Source organism: Nonomuraea glycinis, from assembly GCF_035920485.1.
GTDB classification, from domain to species: Bacteria; Actinomycetota; Actinomycetes; order Streptosporangiales; family Streptosporangiaceae; genus Nonomuraea; species Nonomuraea glycinis.
On the sequence record NZ_CP109166.1, the window covers coordinates 7,010,829 to 7,021,474 of the forward strand.

A 10,646-nucleotide genomic window follows, 5' to 3' on the forward strand; every position below is an offset into this window, starting at 1 on the left:
TGCGCTTAAGCTATGACATGCGACATGAATGTTGCAAGTTCTATCTAGATAGGGACACTGATGTAGCATGGCGGGGTGAACAAGATGCGCTCGGACACGGAGCGAACCGTGCGAGCGATCCTGGAGGCGGCCGAACGCGTCCTCAGCCGGAATCCGGCGGCGGGCATGGAGCAGATCGCCGAGGCCGCCGGGGTCGCCCGCACGACCGTGCATCGCCGCTTCGCCTCACGTGACGCGCTCGTCGACGCGATGGCCGCCTGGGCCACCCGGCGGTTCGCCGAGGCCGTCGAGTCGGCCTACACGACCACGGCTCCGGCGCTGGTCACGCTGCATCAGGTGACCGCCAGCGTGCTCCGCGTCAAGATCGACTGGGGATACGCGATGAGCCGGACCGCTTCGGATCCCGAGGTCGCACGGGTGCACGCCGAGGTCCGCGAACGCTGCGACGAGCTGTTCCGCAGAGCGCGCGACGCGGGCCTCATCAGCGCGGACGCCGACCTCGACTGGGCGCGCCGCGTCTACTACGCGCTCATCCACGAGACGGCGACGGGACCGGACCAGGACCATGACGCCGACGCCCTGGCCACCCGCCTCGTCGACACCCTGCTGCACGGTTTCGGCGACTAGCCACGGAGGAAGATCTCGTCCAGGTGCCACTCCAGCGCCTCGCGGCGCGGGCGGTCGCCGCGCTGCTCGGGCACCGCGATCTGCTCGCCGGCGCGCTCGTAGAACTGCCGGCCGTTGCCGAACTCCTCCCGGAGGCGGGGACTGACGACCAGTCGGTACGCGGGGTCGACGGCCAGGTAGCCGCGGTCGTACAGGGTGTGCACGTCCGAGCGGAGCAGTAGCCCGTTGTCGAGGCGGTGCTGGCCGCCGCGGTGGAGAGGCCGGATGTGCGCGGCCTGCAGGACGGGCCGGATCTTGTCGCCGGTGATCGCGCACCGCCGGTCGTAGGCGTCCAGGACCACGGCTTGGAACGCCTGCTGGCCAAGTCGCTGCGGGACCAGTCGCGGGTCGCCGTACACCGGTCCGTCCAGGTGCCACGGCTCGGAGAAGTCGATCGCCACGTTGCCGCCGAGCAGGCGGGCGACGACCTCGTGAAAGAAGTCGGCGTCGGCGTGGGTGGCCAGGTCATACCCCTTGCCCTGGACGATATTGGCCGCGAACCCCGGCGGCGGCCCGGCATCGGCGTCGAACGGGAAGAAGGAGGTGTCACGAAGTAAGACGCACCCGATCACCGGATCCTCGGCCGGGGCGATCGGCTGCTTGCGGTAGCGGCCGACTCGGGCGCGCATCGCCTGCAGAGTGGTGGCGCCGTTGGCTTCGCCGAAGATCTCCCAGGCTTCGGAGACCCGTAGCTTGACGAAGCGGGCGAAGAAGCCACCGCCGACGATGCGGTTGTGAGGGTGGTGGGTCTTGAAGAGGAAGGGTTCGCCCGGACGCAGAGCTTTGAACGCGCCGTTGCCGGAGGGCCGCCAGAAGTTGGCCTCGGTCATGGTGGGGCGGGAAGCGAGGAAGCGGTACCAGTCCCCGTCGGTGACTCCGACGTATGCCTTCACAGGTTGATTGTGCACCCCGATGAACCTGCGTCCCGCCTGACCCGTGGCCTCATGAGCCTGCCTGGCACCTCCCCGGAGGGGGTATCGAACCAGGTGAATCAGTGGTGGAAGCGGCGTCCCGGGAGGTCCGCGAAGAGACCGGCCTCATTCTCACGCCCCGAGATCGGGGCGAGCCCGTGGCCGACAACGCTGGGGAGTGGTCTCTCCGGGGCAGCCGCTACTACACCGTGCATACGTACTTCTTCGCCCGGGTTCCGACGACGGATTTCTCCATGACCGAGGATGACGGGCTCGGGCACCGATGGTGGACCGTGGCCCAACTCGACGTGACCGAGGAGCGGACCTTTCCCCGTGGGGCCCTGATCCCGAATGATCTCCATGGCGAGGCGCACGGTGCGCCGGGCGACGCCGAACTCCTGCTCGAAGGCGCTCGACGAGGTGCTTTCGGCCGGATGCTCGGCGGCGATCAGGAAGAGGGCGGGGACAGTTGTGTCCTGATCGCTCCGATCCCGGGCGTGGCGGACGCTTTCGCGCTGCGGGACGCGAAGAACCCGGACGCCGGGACCCTCCGGTTCGCCGGTGACGAGCTTCGCGCCGCCGGGCTGACCACCCTCTAGGCACCACCCGAAGGCGGCGGTCCCTGCCTGATCCACGCAGGAGCCGCCATGGTCCGGAAAATCTACGGGAGCGGCTGAGCATGCATTGGCACGCGTACCAATGGGTCGATGCGGGAGTCGGCCGGGGCGATGAGGTCGTACGGCGGCCGTTGTCGCCTCATGGTGTGACCTCGGTGCTGTCGCCGGTGCGGGCGGATGAAGGGGCCGGGGCCGCGGGTGGCGGCGACCTTCGAGGAGGTCTGGCTGGCGGTGGTCTGGCTGGCCGGTGCGTACGGCAGGATCCGTGCGGAGTTGCCGCTGCCGGGAGTCCTGCTGGAGGAGCGGCTGGAGGCCGCCCTTGACCTGCTGTCCCGTGGCGTGGACGTGCGGTGGGGGGAGTGGCTGCCCGACGGCCGGTTCGTCACGATCGGCGTGGCGTGCTGCCCGAACCGGCACCTTCCCCATCCCTGCCCGATGCGCCGCCCCGCCCGTTAACGACCAGGCACGTCGGCCTGGTTCTTCGACAGCACGATCGGTCCTGGAGGTCGGCACGGCCATGACGGAATTCCATGGCATTCACCCGAAACCCCTGCGAGAGGGCTACGTCCCGATCGACTGGTCCGGCCTGACGCCCAGATGCGAATCCGTCAGGGTCCGGGCCCACACCTGCGACTGCGTGCTGACCACGTACGAGCTGTGCTCGGCAGGCGGCCTGGCCCACATCCGCCGGACCGTACGATCGGCCAAGAGCGCCCGGACCAGCGAGAGCCCTTGGCTGCGGACCGCCGAAGCGCTCCGCCGTGGGAGAACCTGCTCGACGGCCGCGCCCGATGAACCCGGTGCGGACCGGCGGTTGCGGCGCTTCACCTCCATGACGTCGGCCCGGCACTCATCCACAGCGCCGAGCGGCCCTGCCGCGCATCAGGTGGATTATCGGAGGCGGGGATGTTCGCGCCGCTACGCTGTTGTCTCCGATGAGAACTCGTGACCCCCTGTCCGCCGCGACGGCTCCCCGCCTGACGCCGCAACTGAACGGACTGATTGCGGGGCTTGCTCGATATGTCGCCTTGGCCTTCGAGTCCGGGGTCGCCCATGCTCCTCGGCTGTCCCTGATCGAAGCGCACAAGGTTGTCTTTCTGCTGCAGAAATCCCGGTTCGAGCTCGGTCACCGCTTCGAGCCGCACCTGTACGGTCCCTTCTCGGCCGACCTCAACCGGACCTTGGGCGCTATCGAAGGCCACTACCTGGTGGGTTATGGGGATGGCACCGGAGGCGCTCGGGCCGACCTCGAAGTGGTGCCGGAAGCTGTTCGTGCCGCCGAGACGGCGATGGGTTCGGATGCCGCGTTCAACCGTGCATGGGGCCGGGTCTGTGAGGCGATCATCGGTTACGAGTATCCCGATGGCATGGAACTCCTGGCGACTGTGCACTACCTGGCCACCAAGCCGGGGGCCTCGGCCACCGCCACCGAGCTGGCTGAACAAGTGGCCACGTGGAGTCCGCGTAAGCGCGATCTGTTCAACGTCTCCGATGTCGGAGCGGCTCTGGCCCGGTTGAGCCAGGCAGCGCTGGTGGCGGCCTAGCGTCCACGGTTGAGCTGTCAGCGGCCGGTGGAGCCGTCGATCTGCTCGCGGATGATGTCGGCGTGGCCCGCGTGCCGGGCGGTCTCCTCGATCATGTGCACCAGGGTCCACCGCATCGTCGGCGCCGGTCCCCTGCGCGGGGGCCGGGGAGCGGGGTGGGTGAGATCGGGGCAGGCGTCGATGACCTGGTTCGCTCGTACGATGACCTGCCGGTAGCCGGCGAGCACGCTCTCGATCGTGTCCTCGGGGGACGGACGCATGGTCCGGCCCCAGTCGTCTACGTCCTCGCCCAGGAAGTAGAACCGCTCGACGAAGGTCAGATGCCTGACCAGTCCCAGAAGGTTGGTGCCAGAAGGCACTTCGGGAGTCCGGACCTGCGGCTCCGGCACGTCCGCCGCCTTGTTCGTGATCGCCTCGCGGAGGTGGTCGAGGAATCCCCGCAGGGTGGCCTTCTCATCGGCGCCGGTTCGCGGGGGGCCGGTGTCCCTCGCCCGTGACCTGGGTTGCTGCGTACTGTCTATCGGCATTGTTGCTGCTCCATCTGGTTGGGGGCGGTCGTCAGGGGGTTCGGCGGAGGACGAGGACGTTGTCGGTGATCGTGGCGGCCTGGCCGGCGGGTCCGGTCGCCCGGCGTCGGGGCATGTCCGCGCGCAGGACCGGCCACTGCTCGGGATCGAGGTCCAGCTCGGCGGCGATCTCGGTGGGTGTGGGGTAGTGGGTGTCGGGGTCCTGGTTCCAGGACCAGGGTGCGGTGGAGCCGTGGTCGACGATCAGCAGCAGGCCGCCGGGACGCAGGGCATGGGCGGCGGTGCGCAGGACCTGGGCGCGGGGCAACGTGAACGAGGTGTGGAAGTACTGTGCCGAGACGAGGTCGAACTCCCCGCCCGGGAAGCTTCGGGCCAGGTCGTGCTGTTCGGTGGTGACCCGATCTCCGAGGCCGAGCTCGCGGGCGCGCTCCCGTACCTGGGCGACGGCGGTGGCGGAGATGTCCACGGCGGTGACCCGCCAGCCTTGGCGGGCGAGCCAGATGGCGTCGCCGCCCGCGCCACAGCCCAGATCCAGGGCCGCGCCGGGGCGTAGAGGTCCGGCAGCCTCGATGAGGAGCGGGTTGGCGCGCTCGCCCCACGTGCGCCGGGCCCTGTAGTGCTTCTCCCAGAACGATTCGGCGACCTCGCTGGGGTCGGTGGTGTCCATGCGGACATCGTGGCCGCGATGATTCCAGGCTTGCAAGAAAAGTTGCGGATCTGCATGGTAGCCATTCCCTAGACATTCCTTGACGCGAATATTCGCCATGGTGAATACTTCTACCCATGGACGCATTGCTCACCGCACTGGCCGACCCGGCCCGCTGGCGGCTCGTGGGCCTGCTCGCCGAGCGGCCGCGGCCGGTCGGTGTTCTTGCCCAACTCGCCGGGGCGCGCCAGCCGCAGACGACCAAGCACCTGCAGGCCCTTGAGCGTGCCGGCATCGTCACCTCCCAGCGCTCCGGCCAGCGCCGCATCTACGCGCTCCGGGCCGCGCCTCTGCGGGAGCTGGCGGCTGCGCTCACCCGGCTGGCCGACACCGCGGAAGAGGCCGGCGGCTCGCGCGAGACCTACGACCGCTACGGGCTCAGTCTCCATGCCGAGCGGCTCGCCGCCAAAGAGCCGGGCTGGGCCGACGGCCGCTCCTTCCGCTTCCACCGGTCGCTGACAGCGGGGCCGCAGGAGGTCTGGCGCCACCTGACCGAGGACTCCCTGCTCGCCCGCTGGTGGACACCGGATGACCTGCACGTCTCCGAGCTCGTCTTCGAGGCGCGGCCCGGTGGCCGGATCGTCCATGAGTACCGCGACGCCGAAGATGCCGACGGCTCCGACCTGGTCGCCGGGCGCGCGCTGGGAGTCGTCGAGGACGTACGCCCCGGTGAGCGCCTGACCTACCGGCTCTCCCCGCTGCTCGCCGACGGCGGCCTCGCCTTCACCGCCCACCTCGACCTCGACCTCCAGCCCGCCGACACGGGCACAGAGCTCGACGTTCACTTCCGCATCAGCGACAGCACGATCAACTCCGCGGACTTCATCGCCGGCATCGAGATCGGCTTCGGCCAAAGCCTCGACAAGCTCGCGGCGACCCTCGCAGCGGGCACGCACACCACCACTACAAGGAGTACGAAATGACGAACTCGACCGGTCGCAGGGTGACCGCGAACCTGAGCCTCACCCTCGACGGGCGTTACAACGGCCCCGGCGGGCCCGGTGATTTCGCCGCTTTCGCCCCCTATGTGACCAGCGAGGTCGCGCGAGACCACATGAACCGCATCTGGGAGAGCGCGACGACGGCGCTGCTCGGCCGGATCAACGCCGAGGGATTCATGAGCTACTGGCCGGCGGTCGCCGAGGACGGCAACGCCGACCCTCGTGATCGCGGATACGCCAAGTGGCTGGTCGACACGGAAAAGGTGGTCTTGTCCACCACCTTGACCGAGGCCCCGTGGGAACGCACCCGCGTGGTGAACGCCCCCGCCGCCGACGTCGTCACCGACCTCAAGGCCACCGGTGAGGGCGACATTCTCGTCAACAGCAGCGCGAGTATCATCAAACCGCTCCTGGCGGCCGACCTGCTCGACCGGCTGTACCTCATGATCTTCCCCGAGATCGCCGGGGGCGGGCAGCGACTGTTCGACGATGGCCTGTCGGCTTCAACGTGGATGCTCACCAACCAGCAAAGCGGTGAACTGGGCGAGATCGCCATGGTCTACGACCGAGTCCGCTAAGAAGGGATCTCCAATCCGTCGGGGACAGCAGGGCGTCGCCCGGGCGGCGCAGGTGTTGGGCAATTCCGGGCTTGCAAGAAAAGTTGCGGATCTGCATGATGGCGGGCATGGGCAGAACTGAACAGGATGTGCTGGCCGGGGTCGGGCCGCGGCTGCGGGCCCTGCGCCGGGCCAGGGGAGTGACGTTGGCGGGCCTGTCCGCGGAGACCGGCATCACGTCGAGCACGCTGTCGCGGCTGGAGAACGGGAAACTCCGGCCCACGCTGGAGCAACTGCTCCCGTTGGCACGGGCCCATGGCGTCCCGATCGAGGACCTGGTGGAGGCGCCGCTCACCGGCGACCCCCGCATCCACCTGCGGCCGATGCGGCGTTTCGGACTGACCGTGGTGCCGCTGACCAGGCGTGCCGGGGGGATCCAGGCGTACAAGGTGATCTACCCGCCCGCCTCCCGCGCGCGGACGACGAGCCTGCAGACCCACGAGGGGTACGAGTGGTTCTACGTCCTCAACGGTCACATCCGCTTCGTGCTCGGTGACCAGGAGTTCCGGCTCGGCCCCGGTGAGGTGGCCGAGTTCGACACCCGGGTGCCGCACCGGATCGGCAGCGCCGGAGAGGAGCCCGCGGAACTGCTCACGTTGTTCGGCCCGCAGGGGGAGCGCGCCCACCTGTCGACGGCCAAGGACTGACCGGCCGAGCTTCGCGCGCCTGTTCCGGTGGACGCGCTCGGCGGCTCAGGGAAGGAGCCTGCTGCAGATGGATGCGAACCGGCAGCGGCTCTGATCGCCAGGCGTACCCCGGTCAATGATCATGGTCAGGCTGCAGCGCCGTCCTTAATGAGACGCCATGATATTCGAGCGTTGTCGAGTACATAATTCATGGGTAACTGAATATTCTAATTCCTGGGCATTGCTCGACTTCTTGGCGGGCTGGGAAGCCGTACGCGAGAAATATTTACGTTCGAACCGTGCACTATCTGCTTGTGCCTTCTGGTCATACGATGAGTGCCTTCGCCCGAAGGAGACAGGACATGAGCACGCAGCCGGTAAGCCAGAACAATCTCAAGCCATTTCAGGGGCTCCCTCTGAACTGCACCAAGTTCGAGGACGACACGCAATCCGCAGCCATGCGGAAGGAGTTGGCCCAGGCCGTCACCGAGATGCTGAAGTACCACGATGCCCACCCCAGTCCCAGCGATGACCCCGTCTACAAGAACTGCAGGGTCGAACTGACCGCGATCAAGGAAATGATGCTGCAGACGCGGTTGGTCGCCGCGGGGAAAATGCTCTGTCTGGTGACCAGGCATGACGGCAAGATTCAGGGCCTGGCGGTGGTGAGCAGACTCCACGACTCCCTCATGATCGATCAGGCGTCGGCCGCACCCTGGAATATCGTGCCCCCGGCGGTCAGCGAGGCCAACTCGCCGAATCCGTTCCGGGGGGTCGGATGGCAGATGGTGAGTGTCGCGCTCACCCACCGCGGGGTAGTGGGCCTGATCGCCGCAACCGAACAATCCGCTCAGAGCTTCAACAAGATGGGATTCCTCACCCGCGAGGGTAAGCCACTGCACGGCGGAGACTTCGGGGTGCTGGAAGGCGCTCGGGTCCAAGCCTTCAAGCAGAAGCTGGCGTCGTTCGGCTGATTGTAGATGCTGCCGCATCTTGGCGTAGCCACGAGCGGGCTCGCCCGGTGACGCTGACCGCCGCCGGGGAAATGATCGACGCGGGATTCGTGGCGAACTGGCCGTGAGGAGGGCTCGCGAGCTAGATATGCCAGTGGTCCCCCTGAGGGGTACCACCTGGATTCGAACCAGGTGAGAAGGAAGCGCGCGAATGGCCTCACGGCCAGAATGCGAGGAGAGCGGGAAGGCTAGAATTTCATCCAAATTGGTTGAGAAGGAAGCCCTTCCATAGCCTCGCGATCTTCAGCCTATCAGGCAGGGATCAGCTCGTGCAGCGTCCCCGGCGTGTACACCCGCGCCCCCTCCGGCAGGTCGGCCGGCGCCTGCAGCCCGATGTACGTGGTGTGCCCGGCCGTCGAGTTCTTCGCCCGCAGCAGGTCCGCCAGGTAGCGGACCCGCAGGTGGTCGCGCTCCACGATCGAGCGCACCAACAGGGAGGAGGTGACGCGGTTGCCCTCCACCTGGTTGAAGGAGGGATGCCCCTTCAGGTAGAGGTGCAGCCACTTCACCCGCCAGCCGCCGTCGTCGCCGCGTAGGACGACGAAGGGCAGGGCGACGCGGCCCGCGCCGCGCAGGTCGGACTTCATCCGCACCGTGCGCGGTTCGAACGGCCGGCCCTCCTGCTCGGCGTCCCTGGTCATGTAGCCGAAGAACGCCTCGGCGGCCTCGTCGAACGCCTCGCCGGCGTAGATGTGGACCTGCGGGATGATGATCGGCTTGGTCGCGTCGGCGAGCCGGATGTTGATGAACTCCGACGCGCCGTCCTTCGCCTCGGTGAGGTCTCCGGAGTACTCGGCGAAGTCGTTGCCGTAGTTCGTCCACGAGATGTGCTCGGCGTTGCCGTAGTCGGCGTCCAGCATGAGCGCGGACAGATCGTAGTCGGTACGCCGCTCGGCCTGCCGCCAGTGCACGAAGAACCGCAGCAGCTCGCCGTCCACCGGCGACAGCGATCCGCGCGGCAGCATCCCCAGGCCGGGGACGACGGCCTTGCCCGACAGGGGCAGGGCGACGTCGAGCACGTCCGGATCGATGACCAGCTCGCCCGGGTCGGGCAGGCGGCGGGTGATCTCCTCGTCCAGGATGGTGACCGCCCGCGACAGGACCTGCTCGCCGAGCGGCGCGCGGGCGTCGGGGGTCGCCCACGCTCCGCCGTGCCGGTTGGTGAAGACGCGGCCGGCGGCCGGGGCGAGGCGGTTCTGCAGGTGCTCGCGCAGCGACAGCAGGACGCGACCGGAGGCGCCCGCCGCGGCCTTCTCGGCGGCGTCGAGCACGGCCGAGGTGTCGTGACCCGACCGCAGCAGGTGGTCGAGGCGGCGCAGCAGCGCGCCCGGCGTGTTCCCCAGGAGGACGGCGGCGTCGCCGGTGCGGCCCGCCGACAGGGCGGCCTCGACCCGGCTGTCGAAGCTCGCGGCGTGGCGCACTCCTCTGGCGACCTCGAAGACGTGGGCGGCGCGAGGAAGCTTCGGGTACTCGTGCGGGTGCAGTCGCTCGCCGAGCCGCTTCCACGGCTCCCGGTGGCGCGGCACGTCGCCGAGCTTGGCCGGGACGGCGACGGCGTCCAACGCCTCCAGCAGGGCGCGGCGCTCGGCGCGGCGGAACGAGCGGAACCTGGTCGGCGTCGACAGCGTGACGTCGCCGCCGGAGACCCCGCAGGCGAGCCGCAGCACGTCGGTCACCGTGTCCACCAGCAGCGGCCGCCCGGCCGCCAGGCGCACCTCGTTGACGATGGCGCGGTTCTCCCGCACCGGGATGCGCTCGGGCTCGTCGGCGCAGAACCCGGCCAGGGTACGCAGCGCCGCCAGATCCTCCTCCGCGAGCGGCACCTCCGAGCCCGCCAGCGAGAAGTAGAGCTCGCGCGCCTCTTCCTCCAGGCTCGCGCCCAGGTCCAGCACGGTCACCCGGTCGCCGGCCAGCGGCAGCAGCTCGGCGTGCGCGGCCAGCAGGTCGGCGTAACTGTGTTGGTAGCGGCCGTAACCCGGCAGCTCGAGCAGGTTCAGCGTCGACGGCTGGACGCGCGCGGCGGCGACCGGGTCGAGCAGGGCCTCCCGCAGCAGGCCGACCCAGAACTCCATGGTGTCGGGCACGTTCTTGGGGAAGTCGATGAAGTAGGCGTTGTGCTGAACGTGGTCGCCGACCAGCGTGCGGACGGCGGCCAGCACCCGGACGCCGAGATCGAGCACGGTCTCGCCGCGTAGCCTCGCCAGGTGTTCGAGCAGGGCCGCCGAGCACGTGAAGCCGACGCTCAGCAGCGCCGCGTCGAGCTGGCGGGCGGCCACCTCTCCCCAGCCGGGATGGGTACCGGCAGGCGCGTCGCCGATCGGAACGCGCAGCCGCCGGGCGATGACGAGGCTTTCAAGATTGTCCACGGCCGCACCTTATAAGGGGAGTACGGCTAAAGGTGGTGGTTTGTCGTGGCCACATCATGCCTGGAGCACGTTGACGGTCACGGGGCCGCCGTATGATCATCTGCTCGTGAGG

At 68.7% G+C, this 10,646-nt stretch carries 13 protein-coding genes and 1 pseudogene; 9 read left to right on the forward strand and 5 right to left on the reverse strand.

All coding sequences use genetic code 11. The features are described 5' to 3' along the window. Window positions 1-108 precede the first annotated feature (108 nt). Complete coding sequence (locus OHA68_RS32865; protein ID WP_327103704.1) at window positions 109-627, forward strand: TetR/AcrR family transcriptional regulator; 519 nt, start codon at window positions 109-111, stop codon at window positions 625-627. Here OHA68_RS32865 and OHA68_RS32870 read toward each other — a convergent pair. Then, window positions 624-1,559 (reverse strand): HNH endonuclease, encoded by a 936-nt coding sequence (locus tag OHA68_RS32870; RefSeq protein WP_327103705.1) that lies wholly within the window; start codon window positions 1,557-1,559, stop codon window positions 624-626. The two genes, OHA68_RS32865 and OHA68_RS32870, sit on opposite strands and share 4 nt — an antisense overlap. Before the next feature lie 62 nt (window positions 1,560-1,621). Between OHA68_RS32870 and OHA68_RS32875 the strand changes: the two are divergent. From OHA68_RS32875 to OHA68_RS32885, 3 genes and pseudogenes are all read left to right on the forward strand, one after another. Beyond that, window positions 1,622-1,882: pseudogene (locus OHA68_RS32875) on the forward strand (NUDIX domain-containing protein); the annotation flags it as partial. Window positions 1,883-2,011: 129 nt separating this feature from the next. Continuing rightward, entirely contained in the window at window positions 2,012-2,176 is a 165-nt protein-coding gene (locus OHA68_RS32880; protein WP_327109586.1) for a DUF397 domain-containing protein, read from the forward strand. Window positions 2,177-2,371: 195 nt separating this feature from the next. Continuing rightward, the gene (locus OHA68_RS32885; protein WP_327103706.1) at window positions 2,372-2,650 is read left to right on the forward strand and encodes a hypothetical protein; all 279 of its coding nucleotides are present in this window, start codon (window positions 2,372-2,374) and stop codon (window positions 2,648-2,650) included. 105 nt (window positions 2,651-2,755) lie between these two features. Here OHA68_RS32885 and OHA68_RS32890 read toward each other — a convergent pair whose 3' ends face one another. Then, a complete protein-coding gene (locus tag OHA68_RS32890) occupies window positions 2,756-3,052 on the reverse strand; it encodes a hypothetical protein (RefSeq protein WP_327103707.1) in 297 nt (98 codons plus the stop codon). A gap of 77 nt (window positions 3,053-3,129) precedes the next feature. Between OHA68_RS32890 and OHA68_RS32895 the strand changes: the two genes are divergently transcribed. Further along, on the forward strand, window positions 3,130-3,738 hold the full coding sequence (locus tag OHA68_RS32895; RefSeq protein WP_327103708.1) for a hypothetical protein: 609 nt from the start codon (window positions 3,130-3,132) through the stop codon (window positions 3,736-3,738). 17 nt (window positions 3,739-3,755) lie between these two features. Here OHA68_RS32895 and OHA68_RS32900 read toward each other — a convergent pair whose 3' ends face one another. Continuing rightward, window positions 3,756-4,265 (reverse strand): DinB family protein, encoded by a 510-nt coding sequence (locus OHA68_RS32900; protein WP_327103709.1) that lies wholly within the window; start codon window positions 4,263-4,265, stop codon window positions 3,756-3,758. A 31-nt stretch (window positions 4,266-4,296) separates the two neighbouring features. Continuing rightward, the gene (locus tag OHA68_RS32905; RefSeq protein ID WP_327103710.1) at window positions 4,297-4,932 is read right to left on the reverse strand and encodes an SAM-dependent methyltransferase; all 636 of its coding nucleotides are present in this window, start codon (window positions 4,930-4,932) and stop codon (window positions 4,297-4,299) included. A 116-nt stretch (window positions 4,933-5,048) separates the two neighbouring features. Between OHA68_RS32905 and OHA68_RS32910 the strand changes: the two genes are divergently transcribed. From OHA68_RS32910 to OHA68_RS32925, 4 genes are all read left to right on the forward strand, one after another. Next, window positions 5,049-5,894, forward strand: a complete 846-nt coding sequence (locus tag OHA68_RS32910; RefSeq protein ID WP_327103711.1) for a metalloregulator ArsR/SmtB family transcription factor — start codon at window positions 5,049-5,051, stop codon at window positions 5,892-5,894. Continuing rightward, window positions 5,891-6,490, forward strand: coding sequence for a dihydrofolate reductase family protein (locus OHA68_RS32915; protein ID WP_327103712.1), 600 nt, complete (start codon window positions 5,891-5,893; stop codon window positions 6,488-6,490). Before OHA68_RS32910 ends, OHA68_RS32915 begins: the two co-directional genes overlap by 4 nt. A gap of 107 nt (window positions 6,491-6,597) precedes the next feature. Beyond that, window positions 6,598-7,176 carry a helix-turn-helix domain-containing protein gene (locus tag OHA68_RS32920; protein ID WP_327103713.1) on the forward strand — a complete coding sequence of 193 codons (579 nt, stop codon included), beginning with the start codon at window positions 6,598-6,600 and terminating at the stop codon, window positions 7,174-7,176. A gap of 341 nt (window positions 7,177-7,517) precedes the next feature. Continuing rightward, window positions 7,518-8,129 (forward strand): hypothetical protein, encoded by a 612-nt coding sequence (locus tag OHA68_RS32925; protein ID WP_327103714.1) that lies wholly within the window; start codon window positions 7,518-7,520, stop codon window positions 8,127-8,129. A gap of 290 nt (window positions 8,130-8,419) precedes the next feature. Here the strand turns inward: OHA68_RS32925 and OHA68_RS32930 are convergent, their stop codons facing one another. After that, window positions 8,420-10,534 carry a TerD family protein gene (locus OHA68_RS32930; protein ID WP_327103715.1) on the reverse strand — a complete coding sequence of 705 codons (2,115 nt, stop codon included), beginning with the start codon at window positions 10,532-10,534 and terminating at the stop codon, window positions 8,420-8,422. Between the last annotated feature and the right edge of the window lie 112 nt (window positions 10,535-10,646).

What these genes read in the sequence shown, in the direction of transcription:
- OHA68_RS32885 (WP_327103706.1), top strand. Translation starts at nt 2,372, where the DNA reads ATGAAGGGGCCGGGGCCGCGGGTGGCGGCGACCTTCGAGGAGGTCTGG.
- OHA68_RS32905 (WP_327103710.1), bottom strand. Translation starts at nt 4,932, where the DNA reads ATGGACACCACCGACCCCAGCGAGGTCGCCGAATCGTTCTGGGAGAAG.
- OHA68_RS32880 (WP_327109586.1), top strand. Translation starts at nt 2,012, where the DNA reads ATGCTCGGCGGCGATCAGGAAGAGGGCGGGGACAGTTGTGTCCTGATC.
- OHA68_RS32910 (WP_327103711.1), top strand. Translation starts at nt 5,049, where the DNA reads ATGGACGCATTGCTCACCGCACTGGCCGACCCGGCCCGCTGGCGGCTC.
- OHA68_RS32895 (WP_327103708.1), top strand. Translation starts at nt 3,130, where the DNA reads ATGAGAACTCGTGACCCCCTGTCCGCCGCGACGGCTCCCCGCCTGACG.
- OHA68_RS32915 (WP_327103712.1), top strand. Translation starts at nt 5,891, where the DNA reads ATGACGAACTCGACCGGTCGCAGGGTGACCGCGAACCTGAGCCTCACC.
- OHA68_RS32920 (WP_327103713.1), top strand. Translation starts at nt 6,598, where the DNA reads ATGGGCAGAACTGAACAGGATGTGCTGGCCGGGGTCGGGCCGCGGCTG.
- OHA68_RS32925 (WP_327103714.1), top strand. Translation starts at nt 7,518, where the DNA reads ATGAGCACGCAGCCGGTAAGCCAGAACAATCTCAAGCCATTTCAGGGG.
- OHA68_RS32900 (WP_327103709.1), bottom strand. Translation starts at nt 4,265, where the DNA reads ATGCCGATAGACAGTACGCAGCAACCCAGGTCACGGGCGAGGGACACC.